Source organism: Protofrankia sp. Cr1 (assembly GCF_963555865.1).
In the GTDB taxonomy this organism is placed as follows: Bacteria; Actinomycetota; Actinomycetes; order Frankiales; family Frankiaceae; genus Protofrankia.
Map to the genome: position 1 here is coordinate 3,508 of NZ_CAUVXO010000236.1, position 4,522 is coordinate 8,029.

Genomic DNA, 4,522 nt, shown 5'->3' on the forward strand with positions numbered 1-4,522 from the left:
TACCGGCCGCCGTGGACGCGGGGAGATGGCTGCGGCGGTGCTCTGCTGCCTGCTGGGCGCCGCGCTCGTCCTGTTCACCGTCAGCGTGACCTGGGTGAATCTGCGTGTCGCGGACGGGGCCGTGGCCGGGGAACCGGTCACCGCCGCGCCGCTCGCGGTGCAGCTGTCTGGTTCGGATCTTGCCCCGGCCGTGGCCGGGCTGGGTCTGGTCGGGCTGGCCGGGGTTGTCGCGATCGCCGCCACGAGGCGACGGGGGCGGGCACTGGTCGGTCTGCCGGTTCTGCTGGCCGGGGTCGTGGTCACCGTCGTCGCGGGCCGGATCGCCGCCGACCCGCTGCCGGCTGTGCGCGTCGCCTCGCAGGTGCGCCAGATCGCCCCGAGCCTCACCGCTGATCTGCGCGACCTTCGGAGTACGGCCGCGCCGTGGCTTGCCACCGGCGGAGGAGTACTGCTGGCGTTCGGCGGCGCCCTGGTGGCATTGCGGGGGCACACGTGGTCGGCGCTGTCCCCCCGCTATCAGACGGCGGCCGCCCGACCGGTCGACGCCTGGGAGGCCATCGACCGGGGCGACGACCCGACGTGACCGGCGGCTGTTCGTCGGCGGACCGGCCCGGCGCGGCCCAGTTGGTCCGCCGCACCCTCGGCGGCAATCGGCATCGTAGGACAACGACAGGACAATCACGATACGTGCACATGCAGCGGGCATGCCCGACGCGGGAGGGCTTTCCAGCTGGCCCAAGTCGGTGCGTTTCCGGCTTCTGTCAACCGACGGGCAATCGCCGAGGGTGGCGGTCGGCCGTCGTCGACGGGGGTCTGATGCCGCTGGCCGATGCCTGGCCTAACATCGGCGCCATGGCTGCGACAGCCCTGGGTACCGGCCGATGAGCGTCCTTGACGACATCCTGGTCGGGGTACGGGCGGATCTTGCAGAACGCGAAGCTGTGGTCTCCCTGGCGACGCTCAAACGGCGGGTGGAGCGTGTCCCGGATCCCAGGGACGCGCTCGCTGTGCTGCGCACCCGGGCCGTTTCGGTGATCGCCGAGGTCAAGCGTCGCTCACCGTCAAAGGGCGATCTTGCCGCGATTGCGGATCCGGCGGCGCTGGCGGCGCAGTTCGAGGCTGCGGGCGCGGCGGCGGTGAGCGTCCTGACCGAGCGGCACCGGTTCGGCGGGTCGCTCGCAGACCTGGACGCGGTGCGGGTGGCGGTGGACGTGCCCGTGTTGCGCAAGGACTTCATCGTTTCGCCGTACCAGGTCTTCGAGGCTCGGGCACACGGCGCCGACATCGTTCTGCTGATCGTGGCGGCGCTCGATCAGCCGCGCCTGGTCGGGCTGCTCGATCGGGTCGAGTCACTCGGCATGACCGCCCTGGTCGAGGTGCACGACTGCGACGAGGTCGTGCGCGCGGTCGATGCGGGCGCGCGTCTGATCGGCGTCAACGCACGCAGCCTGCGGACGCTCGACGTCGATCGCGACACCTTCTCCCGGCTGGCGCCGCTGTTGCCACCGGGGGTCATCAAGGTCGCCGAATCGGGTGTGCGCGGCCCGCACGACCTGCTCGCCTACGCGGCGGCGGGAGCGGACGCGGTCCTCGTGGGGGAGGCTGCGGTGACGGGGAGTGATCCCCGTCAGGCGGTCGCGGATCTGGTCACCGCGGGTGCCCACCCGGCGACCCGGGTGGGGCGCTGACCGAAAGAGGCGGCTGACCGATGCTGACCGATACAGTCAGACGATGACCACCGCCGAAACCGTCGGGTTCGCTCCTGAGGGTGTCGTCCCGGGCGGCCCTGTGCCTGACAGCGCCGGTCACTTCGGCCGTTTCGGCGGTCGCTTCGTGCCGGAGGCGTTGTTCGCCGCTCTGGACGAACTGACGGCGGCCTACGCAGCCGCCCGCGCCGATCCGGCGTTCACCGCGGAACTGGACCGGCTGCTCGCGACATATGCCGGCCGGCCCACCCCCCTCACCGACGCGACCCGCCTGGCTGAGTACGTCGGCGGTGCCCGCATCCTGCTCAAGCGTGAGGATCTGGCGCACACCGGCTCGCACAAGATCAACAATGTGCTCGGCCAGTGCCTGCTCGCCCGTCGGATGGGCAAGAGCCGGGTGATCGCCGAAACCGGTGCCGGCCAGCACGGCGTCGCCACGGCCACCGCCTGTGCGCTGCTGGACCTGGACTGCGTGGTCTACATGGGCGAGCAGGACACCCGCCGTCAGGCGCTCAACGTCGCGCGGATGCGGCTGCTGGGCGCCGAGGTCGTCGCGGTCGCCTCGGGCAGCCGGACCCTCAAGGACGCCATCAACGAGGCCATGCGGGACTGGGTGGCCTCGGTGGACACGACGCACTACTGCATCGGTTCGGTCATGGGGCCGCATCCGTTTCCGATGTTGGTGCGTGACTTCCAGCGGGTCATCGGTGTGGAGGCCCGCGGCCAGGTCCTCGACGGCATCGGGCGGCTGCCCGATGCCGTGGTGGCCTGCGTCGGTGGCGGCTCCAACGCGATGGGCATATTCCACCCGTTCATCGCCGACCCGTCCGTTGCGCTGGTCGGTGTCGAGGCCGGCGGGGACGGGGTGGCGACCGGACGCCACGCGGCCGCGATCGCGGGCGGGGCACCCGGCGTTCTGCACGGGATGCGGACCTACCTCCTCCAGGATGCCGACGGGCAGACCCAGGTGTCGCACTCGATCTCGGCCGGGCTCGACTATCCGGGCATCGGTCCCGAACACGCCTGGCTGCACGAGACCGGCCGGGCGACCTACCGGGTGGTTGACGACCATGACGCCATGGACGCGCTGGCGACGGTCGCGCGGCTGGAGGGCATCCTGGTCGCGATCGAGAGTGCGCACGCGTTTGCCGGCGCGTTCGCCCTCGCCCGCGAGCTGGGTCCCGACGCGGTCGTGTTGGTGAACTGCTCCGGTCGGGGCGACAAGGATGTTGACACTGCGGCCCGGTGGTTCGACCTTCTCGATCATTCATGAGCTGACGGAACGGACGCGCTGTGCAGAGTCTGTCAGGTGAGCGGAGCCGTCTCGGCGGTGAGCGGAGCCGGTTGAGTGACACGTTCGCGACGGCACGCGGGGCGGGGCGAGCAGCCCTGGTCGGCTACCTGCCGGCGGGTTTCCCCTCGGTCGCCGGTGGTGTCAGCGCCATGCGGGCCATGGTCGAGGCGGGGGTGGACATCGTCGAGGTCGGCCTGCCCTACTCCGACCCGACCATAGACGGTCCGGTGATCCAGGCCGCGGCCAATGCCGCGCTGAGCCGTGGTGTCACGACACGTGAGGTCCTGGCGACCGTGGAGGCGGTGGCCGCCACCGGTGCCCCCGTCCTGGTCATGAGCTACTGGAACCCGGTCGAGCGGTACGGGGTCACCGCGTTCGCCCGGGATCTCGCGGCTGCCGGCGGGGCTGGGACGATCACCCCGGACCTTCCCCCCGAGGAGGCCGAACCGTGGCTGGCCGCCGCCGCGGCGGTCGGCCTCGACCCGGTGTTCCTGGTCGCCCCGAGCTCCTCCGATGCGCGCATCGCGCGGATCGCCCAGGTCAGCCGGGGCTTCATCTACGCTGCCTCGCTCATGGGGGTGACCGGCGCCCGGTCGGTGGTGGGTGCGCAGGCGCCTGGGCTGGTGAGCCGGGTTCGAGCTGTCAGCGACACTGCGGTCTGTGTGGGTGTGGGCGTGAGCACGCCCACCCAGGCGGCGGAGGTCGCCGGCTTCGCCGACGGGGTGATCGTGGGTTCGGCTCTGGTGAAGGTGTTGATGGACGCCGACCGTGCGGGCGATGATCCCGATACCGCCGCTGCGGCGGTGGGACGGCTCGCGGCAGCTCTGGCCACCGGTGTCGGCCGGGATACAGCCGGGTAGGCGCCCTGCCGGGGCACGGGAATGTCGGGTATAGCGTTGGCGACCGTGGTCCTAGCCGCGATTCCCAGCCCGTCGACGGGCGTCCTGCATGTGGGTCCCATTCCGCTGCGGGCCTATGCCTTCATGATCATACTTGGTGTCCTGGTCGCGATTGTCGTCACCGACCGGCGCCTGCGGGCCCGTGGCCAGCCGCCCGGCCTCGCCGCGGACGCCGCGGCCTGGGCGGTCCCGTTGGGCATCGTCGGTGCGCGCATCTACCACGTCATCACCAGCCCGGATGCGTACTTCGGCGCCGGCGGCCATCCCCTCGACGCGCTCAAGATCTGGCACGGCGGGTTGGGGATCTGGGGCGGGGTAGCCGGTGGCGCGCTCGGCGTGTGGTTGGCCTGCCGCCATCGCGGAACGCCGTTCGGCCTGTTCGAGGATGCCGCGGCCCCCGGGCTCGTGCTCGCCCAAGCGGTCGGGCGTTGGGGTAACTGGTTCAACCAGGAGCTCTACGGCCGGGCGACCGATCTGCCCTGGGCAGTGCGGATCGACCCGGGGCATCAGCTCGTTGCCGGTGTCTCGCTCTACCACCCGACGTTCCTGTACGAGTCGCTGTGGGATGTCGGCGTCGCCGGTGTGCTGCTGTGGGTGGATCGTCGCCGCAGGCTCGGACGGGG

5 protein-coding genes are annotated in these 4,522 nt (G+C 71.5%); all 5 read left to right on the forward strand.

The features are described from left to right. A partial coding sequence (locus U9980_RS17360; protein ID WP_322768877.1) for a Trp biosynthesis-associated membrane protein occupies nt 1-583 on the forward strand: 583 nt, incomplete at its 5' end. Between the two features lie 298 nt (nt 584-881). After that, complete coding sequence (trpC, locus tag U9980_RS17365) at nt 882-1,688, forward strand: indole-3-glycerol phosphate synthase TrpC (RefSeq protein ID WP_322768878.1); 807 nt, start codon at nt 882-884, stop codon at nt 1,686-1,688. Between the two features lie 43 nt (nt 1,689-1,731). Further along, a complete protein-coding gene (gene trpB, locus U9980_RS17370) occupies nt 1,732-2,979 on the forward strand; it encodes a tryptophan synthase subunit beta (protein ID WP_322768879.1) in 1,248 nt (415 codons plus the stop codon). Between the two features lie 20 nt (nt 2,980-2,999). After that, the gene (gene trpA, locus U9980_RS17375) at nt 3,000-3,860 is read left to right on the forward strand and encodes a tryptophan synthase subunit alpha (RefSeq protein WP_322768880.1); all 861 of its coding nucleotides are present in this window, start codon (nt 3,000-3,002) and stop codon (nt 3,858-3,860) included. A 45-nt stretch (nt 3,861-3,905) separates the two neighbouring features. After that, nucleotides 3,906-4,522: prolipoprotein diacylglyceryl transferase family protein (locus U9980_RS17380; protein WP_322768881.1), on the forward strand; the 617-nt coding region annotated here is incomplete at its 3' end.

Excerpts from the sequence above, each read along its gene's own strand:
- trpC (WP_322768878.1), top strand. The coding sequence starts at position 882 with ATGAGCGTCCTTGACGACATCCTGGTCGGGGTACGGGCGGATCTTGCA.
- trpB (WP_322768879.1), top strand. The coding sequence starts at position 1,732 with ATGACCACCGCCGAAACCGTCGGGTTCGCTCCTGAGGGTGTCGTCCCG.